Below are 16,839 nucleotides of genomic sequence, written 5' to 3'. Positions count from 1 at the left end.
TGAGTCTCGACAATCGAGCGATGCGCCCATCTAGGCATGCTGGCAGGAAAAATCATGACCCAATATTGGCTGATGAAGTCCGAACCCGAAGAATATGGCTGGCACGACCTGGTGCGCGACGGCGAAGGCACTTGGGATGGCGTGCGCAATGCGCAGGCATCGAACAATCTGAAGGCGATGCGGACAGGCGATCTGGCGCTGTTCTATCACTCGCGCACCGGGCTCGAGGCGGTGGGGATCATGCGGATCAGCCAGACCGCCTTTCCCGACCCCAAGGACGAGAGCGGGCGCTGGGTCGCGGTCAAGGTCACGCCGGTGGAGCCCTTGAAAAAGCCGGTGTCGTTGAAGGCGATGAAGCTGCGGCCGGGGCTCGGCGACATGGCGATGCTGCGGCAGTCGCGGCTGTCGGTGGCGGCGCTGAGCGCGGACGAGTGGGCGGAAATTCTGGCCATGGCGGGGAACGCCCCCGGCCAGCGGGCGTAAGTGTTCCTGAAGCGGGGCAGGCAGCCCTGCGTTTGTGAAGGAGCAAAATCATGGGTGAATTCAAGGACAAGGCCGCAGGCGTTGGCAATGATCTGGCCGGCAAGGTCAAGGAAGGCATTGGCGCTGCGACCAACAACCCCGAACTCGAAGCCGAAGGCGAAGCCCAGCAGCTGAAGGGCAAGGCCCAGAAGGTCAGCGGCGACGTTAAGGGCGCGTTCGGCAACAAGATCTGATCGTTCTCTGATCTGATCTGACCTAATCAAAGACCGGCCCCATCGTGTAAACGGGGGGCCGGTTTTTCTGTGTGCGCTCTAGCCCTCTCCCCTCTGAGGGAGAGGGTTGCGCAGACTCGGCAGCTTGCTGCCTAGTCGGAGCTGGGAGAGGGGGCAGCGACGGTCGCGTCGGGGTGGCGCATTTACCCCTCATCCAACTGCGCCTAGCCAGCAAGCTGGCGAGGCTTCGTATCCTTCTCCCTCAAGGGGAGAAGGTTTTTTTACGCGCGCCCGCGCAGCCCGCTGACGGTCGCCCCGCTCGCTGCGATATTCTCGATCTCGGTCTTCAGATGCAGCAGCTTGAGCCCCGGCTGGGTGAGCGCTTCCGCCAAGGCGGGCGCGAATTGCTCGGTCCGCTCGACCGTTGCGGCCCAACCGCCATAGGCGCGGGCGAGCGCGGCGAAATCGGGGTTGCGCAGGCTGGTCGCAGACAGCCGCGCGGGATATTCGCGCTCCTGGTGCATGCGGATGGTGCCATAGGCGCCGTTATCGATCACGATCACGAGCAGGTCGGCGCCATATTGCACCGCGGTCGCCAGTTCCTGCCCGTTCATCAGGAAATCGCCGTCGCCCGCCACCGCGACGACCTTGCGCTCGGGCAGGCGCAGCGCCGCGGCCACCGCAGCAGGAACGCCATAGCCCATCGCGCCAGCAGTCGGGGCGAGCTGCGAGGGCTTTTCGCCATAAGGCCAATAGCGGTGCCACCAGCCGGAGAAATTGCCCGCACCGTTGCAGATCACCGTATCGGCGGGCATAGCTTCGCGCATCGCCCGGACGCACTGGCCAAGGTCGAGAGTCGCGCCGGTGGGCTGCGGGTCGGAGAATGCCAGCCATTCGGCATGCGCCTGCGCCCCGGTCTCGAAATGCACCGCGACGTCGTCCCACAGCGCGGCGGCCTCGGCGAATTCGTCCATGTCGGCGCACAAGGGCAGGTCGGTACGGTAGACGCGGCCAAGCTCGTTCGGGTCAGGATGGACATGGACCAGGATCTGGCCGGGATGTTCGGGTGTCACCAAGGTATAGCCATCGGTCGTCGCCTCGCCCAGCCGCGCCCCCACCGCGAGGATCAGGTCGGCGGACTTGACCCGCGCGACCAGCTTGGGGTTCGGGCCATAGCCCAGATTGCCCGCCCAGACCGGCGATTTGTTGTCGAACGCATCCTGCTGGCGGAACGCGCAGGCGACCGGAAGTCCGATGCGCTCGGCAAACAGCTGGAAATTGGCGCGCGCCGACGGGCTCCAGTCCGCGCCGCCGATGATCGCGATCGGCGCCTTTGCGTCCTCGAGCATCTCCATCAGCACCGCAAAACCGTTGTGACACACGGGCTGGACGGGGCGGGTGACGCGCGGCCGGTCGGTGGCCTCGACCACGTCCTTGAGCATGTCTTCGGGCAAGGCGAGCACCACCGGGCCGGGACGACCCGAGATGGCGACCGAATAGGCGCGCGCGACATATTCGGGGATGCGCGCAGCGTCGTCGATCCGCGCCGCCCATTTGGCGAGCGGGGTGAACATCGCCTGGAAGTCGACCTCCTGAAAGCCTTCGCGGTCGCGCATGCCGCGATCGACATCGCCGATGAACAGGATCATCGGCTTGCTGTCCTGCATCGCCACATGCACGCCGATGCTGGCGTTGGTCGCGCCCGGGCCGCGCGTGACGAAGGCGACGCCCGGGCGCCCGGTCATCGCGCCGTCGGCGCAGGCCATGAAGGTGACGCCGCCTTCCTGGCGGCAGACCACGGTCTCTATGGCGGGTACATCGTGCAGCGCATCCAGCACTGCGAGAAAGCTCTCGCCCGGCACGGTGAAAATGCGGTCGCAGCCCTGTGCCACCAATTGGTCCACCAGAATGCGCCCACCGGTGCGGAGGGAATTGCCAGTCATCACACGTCCTCGCCTGTCGTCGTTATCGTTGCTTATTCGTCACCATAGACCGCGACGCGGCTCGCCCCGTCGCTGCTGGCCATCCCACGATACATGCCGGGGGTGCGGAAAGCATAGCCCTGATGGCCCCAGGGCGTGAGGTAGATGATGCCGCCCGTGCCGCCGAGGCCGACCATCTCGGCCATCACGGCATCGACAATCTCCTGCACCTCGTCTGCCGAAAGCGCGGTGGCGAGCAGCTTGGCGCGCGCCGCTTCGTCGAGAATCGTGCCGCCACGCTCGGCCTCGTGCGCCAGGAACTCGGCGCGCGCCTCGGCCTTCATGCGGATGCGGGTGCAGATCTCGTGCGCCACGCCGACGCGGATGAAATATTCGCCCGCGCCGGTGGCGGAGATCGCGCAGGCGCGGTCATCGGCATAGGTGCCCGCACCGATCAGCGGCGAATCGCCGATCCGGCCATAGCGCTTGCCGGTCAGCCCGCCGGTCGAGGTGCCCGCCGCGACATGGCCGTTGATGTCGCGCGCGACCGCGCCGACCGTGCCGTACTTCATGTCGACATCGAACCAGCCCGTGCTGTTCGCCTTCAATTCCTCAAGCTGGCGCAGCCGTTCGGGGGTGCCGAAATAGGCGTTGTCGACCTGGGTCAGCCCCATCTCGACCGAGAAGCGGTCCGCGCCTTCGCCGGACAACAGCACATGCGGGCTGTCTTCCATCACCTTGCGCGCAAGCAGGATGGGGTTCTTCGTATGGTGCGCGCGGGCGATCGCTCCGGCAGCGCGGTTGGCACCGTCCATCACCGCCGCGTCGAGTTCGATCTTGCCCTCATAGGTATAGACCGATCCGTGCCCCGCGTTGAAATGGGGGTCATCCTCCAGCACGACGATCGCTGCCTGCACGGCATCGATCGCGCTGCCGCCAGCGCTGAGCACTGCCGACCCGGCGGCGAGCGCGCGATCGAGCCCGGCGCGCGCGCCAGCATCGGCCTCGGCGCTCAACCGGCGGCGTTCGAACTGGCCCGATCCTCCGTGGATGACCAGCGACCAGCCGCTTTCAACAGGAGATTCGGGCGAGGGGTGCGACATGGGGACAAGCTCCGGTTGAGGCATCAGGCAGGCCGCCGCGATTAGGCGGATTTGCAACGCCAAGCAAACTTTGTCTGGATCGCGCGCCGCTTCCATCGCAATGTCCGGGCGTGGTGAAAGGTTCCAGGGGGATTGGCATGCAGCAGACGATCACGATCGAAGAAGATGACCTGACCGGCGAGGATATCGTCGCGCTGCTGCGCTATCATCTCGACCAGATGCGCACGCATTCGCCGATCTGCTCGGTGCATGCCTTTCCGGTCGAGCGGCTGCGTCAGCCCGATGTCACCTTCTATGCGCTGCGCGTCGACGGGGCGCTCGCCGGGTGCGGCGCGCTCAAGCAGATCGACCCGCACCATGGCGAGCTCAAATCGATGCGGACCGATCCGGCCTATCTGCGGCGCGGATTGGGCGAGGCGATGCTGGCGCACCTGATCGCCGAGGCACGGTCGCGCGGCTATACCCGGCTCAGCCTCGAGACCGGGTTGCCCGAGCCGTTCCATCCGGCGCACGCCTTGTACGCCAAGCATGGCTTCGAGCGCTGCGCGCCGTTCGGCGACTATACCGAAGACCCGTTCAGCATGTGCATGACGCGCACGTTGTAGCGCGGCCCGGTCACGCGGATCAGCGCACCAGCGCGACATCGGCGATGAACACGCGCGGCCATTCCCAGACGCCGCGGCACTCGCCCATCTCGCTGCGCTCGCTCAGGCGGAACATCTCGCCATCCCAGACATAGCTGCTGGCGACGCCACAATCGCCCAGGCCCCGGCCCTTGGCGAATTCCGAGAGCAGGCCGCTTTCGGGCGCGAAGCTGGCATTGACCACCTGCGCCACCTGATCGTCGCCGCCCCAGCCGGTCGCATTGTCGAACCGCGCAGGCGAAAACTCCCACCGGGTATTGGCGTCTTCCATCGGCCGTTCGGCAATCATCACCGCCGCGCCGAAATTGTAGGCGCCCGAATCGCACGCGATCAGCACCAGCGCGATGTCGCGGCCTTCGCGCTGGCCGAGCGGGTGCACCGAATCCTCCGCGCCCTCCATCCGGAACTCGCAGCCGGTTTCGGTGATGATCTTGGGATAATCCTTCATGTCGGGCAGTTCGGTCAGCTTCGATGCGGCGCGGGCGACCAGCCGGGGCGGGGGCGGGGGCAGGGCGGTATCGGCCTTGGCCCCGGTGGCGATGATCGCACCGCTGGTACCGGCGCGCTGCTGGACCGCGTCCATGTAGCGCAGCGCCGCCGACGAACCCGCCAGCGAGATCGGCACGGCCTTGCCATCGGCGTGGACCAGCGCGGCCTGGCTGCCGTTGGCCAGCGACCGCGCGATGGCGAGCGACTGCGCCGCATCGAGCAGCGTGTCGCCTTCGCCATCGAGCGGACCGGTGAGCGCCGGACGCGCATCGATCTTCAGCCGGGCCGGGCCCTTGGCGGCGTCCTCACCGGGGCGCAGCGCGATGCGCAGCGCAGCGTTCGGCCCGCCTTTGCGCGCGATCCGCACCGCCATTGCGCCAGTGAAATCGCCGCCTTCCTTGGCCAGCGACCCCGCCTCGCACGACCAGACATTATCGCAGGCGACATACCAGTCCTTGAAGGTCTTCACCTCGCCCGGAACGGGTCCGGATGCGGCAGGCGCAGCGGGGGCGGCAGTGGCAAGCAGCAGTGCGATGATCATGCGGTGTTCGATCCTAGCCAGAGAGGAATTGATCCGTTATGCGGCGGACCTATCCTATTCCAGCGGTACCAGAAAGAGGCTCTTCATGGATAAAATGGCAGTTATCGGCGCAGGTCAGATGGGCGCAGGCATTGCGCAGGTCAGCGCGCAGGCGGGCATCCATGTGTTCCTCTCCGACGTGTCGGTGGAGCACGCGGAAAAGGGCAAGGCGGGCATCGCCAAGCAGCTGGCGCGCGCGGTCGACAAGGGCAAGCTGGACGCAGCCGATGCGGACGCTGCCCTCGCGCGGATCGAGCCGGTGGGCGATTACGCCAGGATGGCCGAGGCCGGGCTGATCATCGAAGCTGCGACCGAGCGCGAGGACATCAAGCGCGCGATCTTCGAGAATGTCGGCAAGGTGCTGGCGGCAGACGCGATCCTGGCGAGCAACACCTCATCGATCCCGATCACCCGCATGGCCGCCGCCAGCCCCGATGCATCGCGCTTTGTCGGCGTGCACTTCTTCAACCCCGTGCCGGTGATGGGCCTGATCGAGCTGATCCGGGGCCTTGCGACATCGGACGCCACGGTCAATTTCGTCCGCGCCTATGCCGAGCGGATCGGCAAGCGCGTGGTGCAGGCGAATGACGCGCCCGGCTTCATCGTCAACCGCATCCTGCTGCCGATGCTCAACGAGGCATGCTTCGCGCTGGGCGAGGGCGTGGCGACGATCGAGGATATCGATGCAGCGGTGCAGCTGGGGCTCAACCACCCGATGGGTCCGCTGACGCTGGCCGATTTCATCGGGCTCGATACCTGCCTCAGCATCACGCAGGTGCTGCACAGCACCACCGGCGACCCCAAGTTCCGGCCTGCGCCGTTGCTGGTCAAATATGTCGAGGCCGGCTGGCTGGGCCGCAAGACCAAGCGTGGTTTCTACGACTATTCGGGCGAAACCCCGGTGCCGACGCGCTGAGCGTCAACACTGGCTGACAGCCCCGGAAAAACGCGATACACTCGGGCACCGGGGCGCACACGGCAACCAGCAGTTCGGAGAGCGATGATGACCGCCCATGCGTTGAAGATTGATATCGTGTCGGACGTGGTCTGTCCGTGGTGCATCATCGGCTACAAGCAGCTGCAGAAGGCGCTGGAGATGGTCGGCGACGATGTCGAGCCCGAGATCACCTGGCATCCGTTCGAGCTCAACCCGCAGATGGTGCCCGAGGGCGAGGCGATTTCCGAGCATGTCGCGCGCAAATACGGCGCGAGCGCGGAGCAGAGCGCGGCCAATCGCCAGCGGCTGAAGGACACCGGCGAGCGGCTGGGTTTCGATTTCAACTACGGCCCCGGCATGCGCATCTACAACACGTTCAAGGCGCACCAGCTGCTGACCTGGGCGGGCGAGACCCAGGGCGGCGAGGCGCAGACGCGGCTGAAAATGGCGCTGTTCACCGCCTATTTTCAGGACAATCGCGATGTCAGCGATGAAGAGGTGCTGCTCGACGTCGTGGCGCAGACCGGGCTCGATCCGGAAGCCGGGCGCGAAGTGCTGAACGATCCCGACAACGAGGCCGCGGTGCGCGCGCATCTCGACCACTGGATCGAACAGGGCATCAGCGGCGTTCCGGCGATCATCTTCGACGGCAAATACCTGGTCCCCGGCGCGCAGGAAGCCGAAACCTTCGTCAATGTGATCCGCAAGGTGCGCGAGAAGGCGCTGGCCTAGCCACTTCGGTCAAGGACACCCGTCATCCTGAACTCGTTTCAGGATCCATCGTGCGTCTTGGCTCGGATGGTGCGAGAGGAGGAATGGATCCTGAAACAAGTTCAGGATGACAATAAGGGGAGGGCAGCCGCCAGCCCCTCTAAACCAGCCCCAGCCGGGCGAGTTCGCCCAGCATCTCTGCCGGCATCTGGTCCGCTTCGCTGAGGCCTGCGCCCAGGTCCGCAGGGGCATCGGCGGCTTCGAGATAGCGCCAGCCCTGGTGCGCGCGGCGGGCGACGGATTGGACCGCGATCAGCCGCGGTTCGATGCGGATCCAGATGCGGCCCTGGCCATTGTCCATGAAGCCCAGCAGCGGGCTGCGGCCGACAATCGCCTTGTTGAAGATCCAGTACAGCGATCCGCCTGCCATCTCTTCGTGCCGCTTTGGCATGTAGCGCGTGGTCAGCCGCGCCTCGCCCAGCGGAGCATGGCTTTCGAGCCACGCCCGCAGCGATCCCACGCTCTGCGCGCCGAACGCGATCTTGGTCATGTTGAGCGCCATGAGGATCAGAAGCTCGCGAGGCCACTGGCCACGGCGAGGCCCAGAAATGCGAAGAAGCCCATCGAATCGGTAATCATCGTCACGAACACCGAACTGGCGACGGCGGGATCCTGTTCCAGCCGGTCGAGCGTCACCGGCACGATCACGCCCGCCATGCCGGCGATGATGATGTTGACCAGGATCGCCACCGCAATCACGCCGCCCAGCATCAGATCGCCGAACACGATCGCGGTCCCCGCTCCGGTGAGCACCGCGACCGTCGCGCCATTGAGCACCGCGATGCGCAGCTCGCGCCCGATGATGCGGCGGGTGTTCGACTGGGTCAGCTGGTTCATCGCCAGTGCGCGCACCGCCACCGCCATGGTCTGCGTGCCGGCATTGCCGCCGACCGAGGCGACGATCGGCATCAGCACCGCGAGCGCCACCAGCTGTTCGATCGCGCCGCCGAACAGCGCGATGATGCTGCTGGCGACCAGGGCGGTGCCCAGATTGGCGATCAGCCAGCGCACGCGGCTGCTGTACGACTGGCGGATCGGCTCGTTGATGTCGCCGTCGCCCGCGCCGGACATGCGCAGGATATCCTCGCCCGCCTCTTCCTGGACGATGTGGATGATGTCATCGACCGTGATCTGACCGACCAGTCGGCCCGCGCCATCGACCACGGCGGCCGAGATCAGCGCGTACTTCTGGAAGCGCAGAGCGACCTCTTCCTGGTCCATGTCGGTCGGGATCAAAGTCTGGTCGCGCTTCATCACATCGGCGAGCGCGATGTGCCGCGGGGTGCGCAGGATCCAGCTGAGCTGGCAGGTGCCGACCGGGCGATGCTTGGCATCGACGATGAAGATTTCCCAGAATTCGGTGGTCAGATCGGCATGCTCGCGCAGGTAATCGATCAGCTGGCCGACATTCATGTGTTCCGGCACCGCGACCAGATCGCGCTGCATCAGGCGTCCGGCGGATTCCTCGGGGAAGGAGAGCGCATCGACGATCGCGGCGCGATCGGCCGGTTCCAGCTCGGCCAGAACCGCGCGCTGGTCTTCCTCCTCCATCTCCTCGATGATCGCGACGGCATCGTCGGTCTCGAGCTGCCCGGCAAGCTCTGCCACCTGCGCCGCAGGCAGCGCATCGATCACGTCATCGCGGACATAATCGTTGAGCTCGGTAAGGACGTCGGCGCCCAGCAGATCGGTGATCGCGCGCGCCAGCGGGCCGCGATATTCGCGCTCGACCAGCTCGAAAAGGTCGGCGATGTCGGCCGGGTGCAGCGGCTCGACCAGGTCATAGGCGGCTTCGTCGTCCTCGCGGTCGAGCGCGTCGCACACATCGCTGACAAAGCCGGGAAGCAGCCGGTTGTCCTCGTCCAGGCTGGTGCTGGCATCTGCCCCTTCGTGCGCCTCGCCGTCGTGCGGGCCGGAGTCGCGGAGCGTAGCGTCGGTCGTCTCGGTCAAGGCCTGCTCCTGTCTGGCGGGGTGGATGGGGGGTGCGCGGCGCGCCGCGACCGCAGTGTTTGGCCCTTCGCACCTGCAAAAGCAATCCCGATTGGCTGCGGTTGCAAAGCCCTGACACACGGGTCCGGCGCAGGGGTGACATTCGTCTGTCCGACGCTATATCGGCGGCACCATTCGTTCACCGAAAGAAGGACAGACCATGACCGCCGAAACGCTTACCTTTCACATTCAGGACGGCGGCGATGTCGTCATCAAGCTGCGTCCCGACCTTGCGCCCAACCATGTCGAGCGCATCGTCGAGCTGGCCGGCGAAGGCTTCTACAACGGCGTGAAGTTCCACCGCGTGATCGCGGGCTTCATGGCACAGGGCGGCTGCCCCAACGGCACCGGCACCGGCGGATCGAAGAAGCCCGACCTGAAGCAGGAATTCAACGACGAGCCGCATGTCGAGGGCGTGTGCTCGATGGCGCGCACGATGGATCCCAACAGCGCCAACAGCCAGTTCTTCATCTGCCTCGATGATGCGCGCTTCCTGGATCGCCAGTACACCGTCTGGGGCCAGGTCATTGAAGGCATGGAACATGTCCACGCGCTGCCCAAGGGCGAACCGCCGGCAAAGCCGGGCGTGATCGCATCGGCGACCGTGGCCTGAAAACAATCCTCCCCGAGCTTGCTCGGGGGGGACCGTTCGCGCCAGCTAAGGGTGGAGAGGTATAGCGCTGACGATTGCGCAACTGCCCCTCCGTCAGCGCTCCGCGCTGCCACCTCCCCAAGCAAGCGCGGGGAGGATCTGGCGGATCAGATTCCCGCTTCGACCAGCCAGTCGTGGAACAGCCGCACCGCGCGGGTTTCCAGCGCGCGGGGCTTGCAGACAAACCAATAGCTGTACGGGCTTTCGACGCGCACATCGAACAGCTTGGCCAGCCGTGCATCGCCCGACCGAGTGAGATGGTCGTCGTGCATGATCGCGATGCCCAGGCCCTGGGCGGCCGCTTCGAGCATCAGCGGGCCGCTGTCGATATGGTCGATCGAGGCCGGGTGCAGATCCGCCAGATTCAGCGCATCCTTCCACGCCTCGAACGATTGCGGCATGTCATTGTGGATCAGGATCGTCTGGCGGTTGAGCTGCACCAGATCCGGCGTGGGGCCCAGGCTTTCCACCAGTTCGCGCGAAGCGATGGCATAGACGTAATTGCGGTCCAGCCGCACCGCGTGCAGCGACGGATCGGGACTTTCCGCCAGCACGATCGCGGCGTCGAGCGTGTCGCCCAGCCGCGCCTCGCCATGGCCCGACGTGTCGACATCGATATGCAGCATCGGATACAGCCTGCGCAGCTCACCCAGCCGTGGGACCAGGCGCTGGCTTCCGAACAGCGGCAGCATGCCCAGCCGCAGGCGCAGGATGCGGCTGTCGTCCATATGTGCCGCCACGGCATCGGCGAGCGCATCGATCGCTGGCGCAACGCTGGCGAATAGCGCTTCGCCCGCCTCGTTGAGCTTCAGCTGCTGGTTGTGCCGCTTGAACAGCTTTTTTCCGACGAAATCCTCAAGCCCGCCGATTCGGCGGCTCAGCGCGGATGGGGAGAGGGCAAGTTCACTCGCGGCAGCCTTGGCCGAACCAAGTCGCGCAACGCGCAGGAACGCTTCAAGGGATCGCAAAGGGGGGAGACGTCGCATGGCCATATTCGGCTGCATTATTGCACTGCAGCGGAAATGTGCAATTGCAAATCGCGCCAGAGTGCGGTTTTGCGCGGTTTCAGTTGCGTTCTTTGCAACTTAAATCAATCATTTCGCACTTGCACAATAAGGGATGCTGACCCATATTGATCATGCCTTTCAGGCATCCTCTCCTAAAAACTTTATCGGGTCAGCCTTCGGGCTGGCCCTTTTTTTGTCTGCTGGATGGCCTGTGGCCGCACCGCGTAAAGCAACTCGGCAGGCTTGGCAAATCCTTTGATTCCCGGGATATTTCTGGATCCAACGCGGCAAACCGTCTGCAAAGGATTGCGGAAACGAGGGTAACCGGTGTCATCGCGCCATTGGTAGCGCTACCCTTTTTGCAGGCGAACCGATTCGCGAATCACATCGTGATCGTGCGAATCGCCGGGTGATGCCTGTCGAGATGCTTGCGGATGATCTTCAGGTTGCGAGAATTCGACCGCCAGAAGAAATCGAACGCATCGCCGACCAGCGGCACTGCGCCGATCAGGCTGTCGAACCCGACATTGGCCGCCATCCGCGCCAGCTGGAACTTGGACATGCCCAGGTTGCGGGCTTCCCACACGATATAGAGCCCCATCGCGCCGGTTATGACATCGCCCAGCACCGGAACCAGCCCCAGCACGAAATCGAGCCCGACCTTGCGACCCACGCCCGGCAGGGTGAAGCTGCGCTCGAGCAGCTGCTCCATCATCTCCACCCGTTGGCGAATCGCCGCGGGATCGTTCGAAAGCGCCGGCATTGCCGTGCGGATCTGTTCCATCTGTTCAGGCCGGATCGTCTTCATGGTTCACTCCCGTGCCCCTGCACCGGATATTATCTGGGGATGGCAACGAGGTCCGGCAAGGCATGCCAGCCATCGGCAGTGATCGCAAAGCCCGGCACATTGCCCTTGACCAGCGAAAAGCGCACCGGCGTGCCCAGCGGGATGTAGATATTGGCCGATGTCACCGCGACTTCGGCCTCGGCCATGCGGGTCATCCGCACCGCAGGATCGACCGCGCGCCGCGCCTGCGCCAGCAGCACATCGGCCTGTTCGTTGCACAGCGGACGCACCGCGCAGGCGAGTTGATTGAGGAACCAGCCAGGCTGGCGATAGTTGGCGACCTCGTCGATCAGCTGCAGATCCGCCTTGGCATCGGGCGCGACCCTGCGGCTTTGCAGGCCGATGGTCATGAGGTCGCGCTGGATGCGGCTGAACACCAGCCGGCTGCCGGGCCCGCGGGGCATCGCGATGCGCAGCTCGGGCAGGGTCTGGTCACCCTGGCGCCAGCGCACGATCCGCCCGCGCGCCAGCTCGCGCCGCTGATCGAGCGACAGGTCCGCCCAGCGATCGCCGATCAGCGGCTGATAGCGTTCCAGGCCCAGGGGCACGATACGGGTCATCGTCTGCCATTGGCCAATGCCCAACGGGGTCATCAGCGATCCGCGATCGATCGCCAGCGCAATCGCCTCGCGATTGGCGGGATCGCCCAGAAAGCCCTTGCCGTTGACCACCAGCAGCCCGAACAGGCCGACCACCGGATCCGCGCGCACGTCGTTGTCCGCGATGCCCGCTGCGCTCAGATAGGGCAGATGCTCGAACCTGCCGCCCAACACCATCGCGCTTTCGCCCAGCGAGAACCGGGCGATGGCCTTTGCCGCGCTTTCGGTGCGGACCTGCAGCGGGCGGACACGCCGGGGCGCATCAGGGTCCAAAGTGTCGTCGACCCGCTCGGTCAGCAAGGTCCAGTATTCCTGCTGGTTCGCAACCAGAGGTCCGGTGCCGCGCCCGTTACGGCGGATGCCCAGTTCGGGCAGCGCCAGCACGCGCAGCAGTTCGGGCTGGGGTGACAGCAGCCGGATTTCGATCACGCGCCCGGTCATCGAGCGGATGTCGCGCACCTCTGCGGTGTCCGATCCGATCGCGGTGCGCGCCTCGATCGTCAGCCGGCGTTTCAAGGCGGCGGCAACATGTTCGGAGGTGACCGGATCGCCGTTTTCCCAGCGGGCGTTGCGCAGGCGGAAAATGTAGCTGAGGCCATCGTCGGTGACGATCCAGCGTTCGGCAAGGCCCGGCACGATATTGCCCAGCGCATCGAGCCGGACCAGGCCCTGCGAGGTGGCAGCGCGCAGATATTCCGCTCCCGGGTCGAGCCTTGCAGCATCGAGCTTGTCCTGCGCCGCCGGATCGATGATCGAAATGCCCAGCGGAGAGCTGTCCGAGCCCGAGCACCCGGCCAGCGCGAGCCCCAGCGCCAAAAGGGCGGCGCTCGCAAGGCCAGTGGCGGTCCTTTTCCATGCGCTGGTCATGTTCCGCCTCTCGCTGCCTGTCCGCCCCCAGCCGCGATAGCAGGGGTGTGCCGGAGCGACAACGCCGCGCTGGGATGGATGTTGCCAGGATTGTCGGTCCAGCCCGCAACCCGCGGGGCGACCAGCGCGCCGCTGCGATAGAACCACAGGGGGATGACCGGCATGGCCTCGATCAGTTGCGCCTCGGCCCGGGCCATCGCGTCTGCCCGAAGCGCGGGATCGCCTTGCGCCATGGCAGCGTCGAGCAGCGCATCGAACCGTGGGTCGGCATGGCCCGAATAGTTGACCTCGCCCGCGTCCGAGCGGTGGACCGCGAGAAAGTTTTCCGGCGCGGGAAGATCGGCAATCCAGCCCGATCGCGCCATCTGGAAATCGCCGCGGCGCATCGCGGCAAAGTGCAGCGCAGGTTCGCTGTTGAGAATGCTGGCCTCGACTCCGAGCGGTTTCCACATCGCCGACAGAATGACCGCCATCCGCCGGTGTTCGGCCGAAGAATTGATCCGGATCTCGAAGCGCAGCGGCCGTTGAGGCGAAAAGCCCGCCTGCGCCAGCAGGCGTGCCGCTTCGCGCTGGCGGCGTGTCAGCGGCCAGTCGGCCCAGTCGGGACGGAAAGTGCGGCCGTCGTAGAGCGCGGGCGGAACGATGCCGAGCGCGGGAGCATTGCCCATCGGCAGAAGCGCCCGGGTGATCCAGGCGCGATCGACCGCCATGCTGAGCGCCCGGCGCACGCGCAGATCGTTGAACGGCGGCTTGCGGGTGTTGAGCGTGAAATAATAGCTGCCCAGATAATCGCCGGTGCGCACCACGTCCGGCCGCTGCTGAGCCAGCCAGCCATGGCGGCTTTGCGGATAGTCGCCCGAGATATCGGCCTCGCCCGCGAGGAACAGCCGCATGCCGGCCAGCGCATCGTCGACCGGTTTCCACACGACCGTGGCAATGGCCGCCTGACCGCCGTGCCAATTCGGATTACGCTCCAGCACCAGCCGGTCGTTCAGTCGCCAGTCGCGAGTGCGATAGGGGCCCGACGTCACCAGCGGACGCTCGGCGGTCCAGTCCGCTCCGGCTGCGGCGCGATGCAATGGCAATGCCGCCATCGCCGGATGCGCGAGCAATGCGGGAAGCTGAGGGAAAGGGGCGCCCAGACGCACGACAACCGTGTCGGCGTCGGGGGCGGTGATACCGGTGATGGCCGCAAACAGCGCGGCATGCGGCGACCCGGTCGCATCGTCGTTCAGCCTTTGCCATCCGCGCGCGAACACGCTCGCGCGGATCGGCGTGCCATCCGAAAAGCGCAGATCGGGCCGCAGGCGGAATGTCCAGCTGCGCCCATCAGGCGAAATCACCCATTCGCGCGCGAGCCCCGGAACCGCCTGGCCTGCGCCATCGAACCGGGTGAGCCCCTCGAACTGGTCGGCCGCCACGCGCAGCGAAGCAAGATCGGAATAGACCTGTGGATCGAGGCCCCGGATTTCGGCATCGGCCAGCCGCACTAGCCGGTCCGGCCCCGGCGCTGCCATCGGCGAGACAGGTCCGTTAGAACAGGCGGCGAGCAGCAGGACTAACAACAGGGGCAACAGACGCAGCATTGTCGTAATTCATGCCCCGGATCGGGGATGCGGGGAAGGGTCAATGCGGGCTTTCAGCGCCTTTTTGCGGAACGGTTCGTGCCGCCCGTGCGTCCTCAAGACGAGAAGGCACAAGGAAGAGCAACATCATGTTCAGCAGGAAAACCATGTCGCTGGGCGCGGCATTGATCGCCGCGACGGTCGTCAGCGGATGCGCCGGATCAGGCTATCGCGACCGCGGTTTCTCGTCATACCGCCAGTATGACTACAACCGCCCTGACCCGGCTTACGGCGGCTATGATGCGGGACGCTATTACCGTGACGACCGGCGCTATCGCGAACGCCGCCTCAGCCGCAATGACCGCGTCTATCGCGGGCAGGACGGCCGCTATTATTGCCGCAGGTCCGATGGCACCACCGGACTGATCGTTGGCGGCATCGCTGGCGGCGTGCTGGGCAATATCATTGCGCCGGGCGGTTCGGACACGCTGGGCACCATCCTTGGCGCAGCGGGCGGCGCGGCAGCAGGTCGGGCGATCGACCGCAACGGCACGCGCTGCCGCTGATCCTGCCGGTATTCAGACACCAAAAAGGCGCCCCGGGTTACCCCGAGGCGCCTTTTTTGCGTGTATCAACTGTCGCTGATTACCAGCTGTAATACATGTCGAACTCGACCGGCGACGGGGTCGTTTCCCAACGCGTCACTTCAGCCCACTTCATCTCGATATAGGCTTCGATCTGGTCCTTGAGGAACACGTCGCCCTTCAGCAGGAAGTCGTGGTCGGCGATCAGCGAATCGAGCGCTTCACGCAACGAGGCGCAGACGGTCGGCACTTCCTTCAGCTCTTCGGGCGGCAGGTCGTACAGGTTCTTGTCCATCGCTTCGCCGGGGTGGATCTTGTTCTGGATGCCGTCGAGACCCGCCATCAGCAGCGCCGAATAGCACAGATACGGGTTGGCCATCGCGTCCGGGAAACGGAATTCCACGCGCTTGGCCTTCTCGCCGGTGCCATAAGGGATGCGGCACGATGCCGAACGGTTGCGGCTGGAATAGGCCAGCAGCACCGGCGCTTCGAAGCCGGGCACCAGACGCTTGTAGCTGTTGGTGGTCGGGTTGGTGAAGGCGTTCAGCGCCTTGGCGTGCTTGATGACGCCGCCGATGAAGTACAGGCACATGTCCGACAGGCCGGCATAGCCATTGCCCGCGAACAAAGGCTTGCCTTCCTTCCAGATCGAGATGTGGGTGTGCATGCCCGATCCGTTGTCGCTCTTGATCGGCTTGGGCATGAACGTTGCCGTCTTGCCATAAGCCTGTGCGACCATGTGGACGACATACTTGTAGATCTGCATGCGGTCGGCGGTCTGGGTCAGCGTGCCGAAGGTCAGGCCCAGTTCGTGCTGTGCGGCGGCGACTTCATGGTGATGCTTGTCGCAGGGCAGGCCCATTTCGAGCATGGTGCTGACCATCTCGGCGCGGACGTCGACCACGCTGTCGACCGGCGCAACCGGGAAATAGCCACCCTTGGCGCGCGGACGGTGGGCCAGGTTGCCGCTTTCGTACGCACGGCCCGAGTTGGTGGGCAGCTCGATATCGTCGATCGAGAACATCGATCCGGCATAACCGTCCGAGAAGCGCACATCGTCGAACATGAAGAATTCGGCTTCGGGGCCGACGTACACGGTGTCACCGATGCCGGTCGACTGCAGATAGGCTTCGGCGCGCTTGGCGGTGCTGCGCGGATCGCGGGCATAGAGCTCGCCGGTGCCGGGCTCGACGATGTCGCAGAACAGGATCAGCATAGGATCGGCCGAGAACGGATCGATATAGGCCGCGTCCATGTCGGGGCGCAGGATCATGTCGGATTCGTTGATCGCCTTCCAGCCCTCGATCGACGAACCGTCGAACATCAGGCCGTCTTCCAGCTCGTCCTCGCCGATGACACCGGCGCACATCGTCAGGTGCTGCCACTTGCCCTTGGGATCGGTGAAGCGGACGTCGACCCACTCGATCTCGTTTTCCTTGATCATTGCCAGAATGTCTTTGGCGGTTTTTGCCATGTTAGCTTTCCCTCTTCATGTAATCGCGATCAGGGCCTTGCGGCCCCCCCTTCGATTGGAACTGATATTGTTGTTGCGGCCTTGCCGGGGCAGGCCTCTCCTGGATGTGCGCGC

General features: G+C 65.3%; 17 protein-coding genes. 7 read left to right on the top strand and 10 right to left on the bottom strand.

Annotated elements, in window-relative coordinates:
* The first annotated feature begins 54 nt into the window (after nt 1-54).
* Both LI72_RS07525 and LI72_RS07520 read left to right on the top strand, forming a co-directional pair.
* Nucleotides 55-483, top strand: a complete 429-nt coding sequence (locus tag LI72_RS07525) for an EVE domain-containing protein (RefSeq protein ID WP_033925102.1) — start codon at nt 55-57, stop codon at nt 481-483.
* Nucleotides 484-533: 50 nt separating this feature from the next.
* Nucleotides 534-716, top strand: coding sequence for a CsbD family protein (locus tag LI72_RS07520; protein WP_033925101.1), 183 nt, complete (start codon nt 534-536; stop codon nt 714-716).
* 260 nt (nt 717-976) lie between these two features.
* On the opposite strand, the gene LI72_RS07515 is transcribed toward LI72_RS07520, so the two are convergent.
* The gene (locus tag LI72_RS07515; RefSeq protein ID WP_033925100.1) at nt 977-2,638 is read right to left on the bottom strand and encodes a thiamine pyrophosphate-binding protein; all 1,662 of its coding nucleotides are present in this window, start codon (nt 2,636-2,638) and stop codon (nt 977-979) included.
* A gap of 32 nt (nt 2,639-2,670) precedes the next feature.
* Entirely contained in the window at nt 2,671-3,720 is a 1,050-nt protein-coding gene (locus LI72_RS07510) for an isoaspartyl peptidase/L-asparaginase family protein (RefSeq protein ID WP_033925099.1), read from the bottom strand.
* Between the two features lie 137 nt (nt 3,721-3,857).
* Here LI72_RS07510 and LI72_RS07505 point away from each other — a divergent pair, with 137 nt between their 5' ends.
* Complete coding sequence (locus tag LI72_RS07505) at nt 3,858-4,325, top strand: GNAT family N-acetyltransferase (RefSeq protein WP_033925098.1); 468 nt, start codon at nt 3,858-3,860, stop codon at nt 4,323-4,325.
* A gap of 19 nt (nt 4,326-4,344) precedes the next feature.
* On the opposite strand, the gene LI72_RS07500 is transcribed toward LI72_RS07505, so the two are convergent.
* Entirely contained in the window at nt 4,345-5,394 is a 1,050-nt protein-coding gene (locus LI72_RS07500; RefSeq protein ID WP_052129587.1) for a DUF1176 domain-containing protein, read from the bottom strand.
* A gap of 85 nt (nt 5,395-5,479) precedes the next feature.
* Between LI72_RS07500 and LI72_RS07495 the strand changes: the two genes are divergently transcribed.
* On the top strand, nt 5,480-6,349 hold the full coding sequence (locus LI72_RS07495; RefSeq protein WP_033925097.1) for a 3-hydroxyacyl-CoA dehydrogenase NAD-binding domain-containing protein: 870 nt from the start codon (nt 5,480-5,482) through the stop codon (nt 6,347-6,349).
* Nucleotides 6,350-6,436: 87 nt separating this feature from the next.
* Nucleotides 6,437-7,102: a DsbA family oxidoreductase gene (locus LI72_RS07490; RefSeq protein WP_231562393.1), complete on the top strand. Its 666-nt coding sequence runs from the start codon at nt 6,437-6,439 to the stop codon at nt 7,100-7,102.
* Between the two features lie 139 nt (nt 7,103-7,241).
* Here LI72_RS07490 and LI72_RS07485 read toward each other — a convergent pair whose 3' ends face one another.
* Complete coding sequence (locus tag LI72_RS07485) at nt 7,242-7,643, bottom strand: DUF1489 family protein (RefSeq protein ID WP_033925095.1); 402 nt, start codon at nt 7,641-7,643, stop codon at nt 7,242-7,244.
* Nucleotides 7,644-7,648: 5 nt separating this feature from the next.
* Nucleotides 7,649-9,091 (bottom strand): magnesium transporter, encoded by a 1,443-nt coding sequence (gene mgtE / locus LI72_RS07480; RefSeq protein ID WP_033925094.1) that lies wholly within the window; start codon nt 9,089-9,091, stop codon nt 7,649-7,651.
* Between the two features lie 199 nt (nt 9,092-9,290).
* Here mgtE and LI72_RS07475 point away from each other — a divergent pair, with 199 nt between their 5' ends.
* Entirely contained in the window at nt 9,291-9,743 is a 453-nt protein-coding gene (locus tag LI72_RS07475) for a peptidylprolyl isomerase (protein WP_033925093.1), read from the top strand.
* Nucleotides 9,744-9,889: 146 nt separating this feature from the next.
* Here the strand turns inward: LI72_RS07475 and LI72_RS07470 are convergent, their stop codons facing one another.
* The 4 genes from LI72_RS07470 to LI72_RS07455 form a co-directional block, all read right to left on the bottom strand.
* Nucleotides 9,890-10,774 carry a LysR substrate-binding domain-containing protein gene (locus LI72_RS07470; protein WP_081984774.1) on the bottom strand — a complete coding sequence of 295 codons (885 nt, stop codon included), beginning with the start codon at nt 10,772-10,774 and terminating at the stop codon, nt 9,890-9,892.
* Nucleotides 10,775-11,171: 397 nt separating this feature from the next.
* Entirely contained in the window at nt 11,172-11,597 is a 426-nt protein-coding gene (locus tag LI72_RS07465; RefSeq protein ID WP_052129586.1) for a DUF4112 domain-containing protein, read from the bottom strand.
* 29 nt (nt 11,598-11,626) lie between these two features.
* Nucleotides 11,627-13,102 (bottom strand): ABC transporter substrate-binding protein, encoded by a 1,476-nt coding sequence (locus tag LI72_RS07460; RefSeq protein WP_081984700.1) that lies wholly within the window; start codon nt 13,100-13,102, stop codon nt 11,627-11,629.
* Nucleotides 13,099-14,688, bottom strand: coding sequence for a peptide ABC transporter substrate-binding protein (locus tag LI72_RS07455; RefSeq protein ID WP_033925091.1), 1,590 nt, complete (start codon nt 14,686-14,688; stop codon nt 13,099-13,101). The genes LI72_RS07460 and LI72_RS07455 overlap by 4 nt, the downstream gene beginning before the upstream one ends.
* Before the next feature lie 128 nt (nt 14,689-14,816).
* On the opposite strand from LI72_RS07455, the gene LI72_RS07450 reads away from it, so the two are divergent.
* Nucleotides 14,817-15,233, top strand: coding sequence for a glycine zipper 2TM domain-containing protein (locus LI72_RS07450; RefSeq protein ID WP_156139521.1), 417 nt, complete (start codon nt 14,817-14,819; stop codon nt 15,231-15,233).
* A 79-nt stretch (nt 15,234-15,312) separates the two neighbouring features.
* Here the strand turns inward: LI72_RS07450 and glnA are convergent, their stop codons facing one another.
* A complete protein-coding gene (gene glnA, locus LI72_RS07445; RefSeq protein WP_033925090.1) occupies nt 15,313-16,725 on the bottom strand; it encodes a type I glutamate--ammonia ligase in 1,413 nt (470 codons plus the stop codon).
* Between the last annotated feature and the right edge of the window lie 114 nt (nt 16,726-16,839).

The organism is Sphingomonas sp. 35-24ZXX, assembly GCF_000786215.1.
Classification (GTDB): Bacteria; Pseudomonadota; Alphaproteobacteria; order Sphingomonadales; family Sphingomonadaceae; genus Blastomonas.
Note: the sequence above shows the minus strand (reverse complement) of the source record. Positions and strands in the feature narration are given on the sequence as shown.

Bases quoted from the DNA above. Each gene is read 5' to 3' on its own strand.
- LI72_RS07450 (WP_156139521.1), top strand. From the start codon at position 14,817: ATGTTCAGCAGGAAAACCATGTCGCTGGGCGCGGCATTGATCGCCGCG.
- glnA (WP_033925090.1), bottom strand. From the start codon at position 16,725: ATGGCAAAAACCGCCAAAGACATTCTGGCAATGATCAAGGAAAACGAG.
- LI72_RS07505 (WP_033925098.1), top strand. From the start codon at position 3,858: ATGCAGCAGACGATCACGATCGAAGAAGATGACCTGACCGGCGAGGAT.
- LI72_RS07515 (WP_033925100.1), bottom strand. From the start codon at position 2,638: ATGACTGGCAATTCCCTCCGCACCGGTGGGCGCATTCTGGTGGACCAA.
- LI72_RS07470 (WP_081984774.1), bottom strand. From the start codon at position 10,774: ATGGCCATGCGACGTCTCCCCCCTTTGCGATCCCTTGAAGCGTTCCTG.
- LI72_RS07460 (WP_081984700.1), bottom strand. From the start codon at position 13,102: ATGACCAGCGCATGGAAAAGGACCGCCACTGGCCTTGCGAGCGCCGCC.
- LI72_RS07525 (WP_033925102.1), top strand. From the start codon at position 55: ATGACCCAATATTGGCTGATGAAGTCCGAACCCGAAGAATATGGCTGG.
- LI72_RS07455 (WP_033925091.1), bottom strand. From the start codon at position 14,688: ATGCTGCGTCTGTTGCCCCTGTTGTTAGTCCTGCTGCTCGCCGCCTGT.
- LI72_RS07495 (WP_033925097.1), top strand. From the start codon at position 5,480: ATGGATAAAATGGCAGTTATCGGCGCAGGTCAGATGGGCGCAGGCATT.
- LI72_RS07520 (WP_033925101.1), top strand. From the start codon at position 534: ATGGGTGAATTCAAGGACAAGGCCGCAGGCGTTGGCAATGATCTGGCC.
- LI72_RS07475 (WP_033925093.1), top strand. From the start codon at position 9,291: ATGACCGCCGAAACGCTTACCTTTCACATTCAGGACGGCGGCGATGTC.
- LI72_RS07465 (WP_052129586.1), bottom strand. From the start codon at position 11,597: ATGAAGACGATCCGGCCTGAACAGATGGAACAGATCCGCACGGCAATG.
- LI72_RS07510 (WP_033925099.1), bottom strand. From the start codon at position 3,720: ATGTCGCACCCCTCGCCCGAATCTCCTGTTGAAAGCGGCTGGTCGCTG.
- LI72_RS07485 (WP_033925095.1), bottom strand. From the start codon at position 7,643: ATGGCGCTCAACATGACCAAGATCGCGTTCGGCGCGCAGAGCGTGGGA.
- LI72_RS07500 (WP_052129587.1), bottom strand. From the start codon at position 5,394: ATGATCATCGCACTGCTGCTTGCCACTGCCGCCCCCGCTGCGCCTGCC.
- LI72_RS07490 (WP_231562393.1), top strand. From the start codon at position 6,437: ATGACCGCCCATGCGTTGAAGATTGATATCGTGTCGGACGTGGTCTGT.